The sequence below is a fragment of the Cobetia sp. 29-18-1 genome (assembly GCF_029846405.1).
Taxonomy (GTDB): domain Bacteria; phylum Pseudomonadota; class Gammaproteobacteria; order Pseudomonadales; family Halomonadaceae; genus Cobetia; species Cobetia amphilecti.
On record NZ_JARWKS010000066.1, the window covers coordinates 1 to 218 of the forward strand.

The following is a 218-nucleotide window of genomic DNA, read 5'->3' on the forward strand; positions in this document are numbered from 1 at the left end:
ACAACGATGGCGCAGATGGCACCCTGGCCGAGTACAACGTGACCACCTACCCGCCGATCATCACCAATCGCGGGGCCATCACTGAGGACTGGGCGCTGATCTTCACCAGCTCGAGCACGTTCCGCATCATTGGCCGCACCGTGGGCGAGATCGGCGTGGGCAATATCAATGAGGACACGTCGCCTACCAACCCGAATCAGGGCGTACCCTATTGGACG

Annotated in this window: 1 protein-coding gene; it reads left to right on the top strand. The window is 61.0% G+C overall.

Annotation, left to right across the window (positions count from 1 at the left end):
• Positions 1–218, top strand: a 218-nt coding sequence (locus QD208_RS17635) for a hypothetical protein (RefSeq protein ID WP_279837698.1), incomplete at both ends; no start/stop codon positions are given.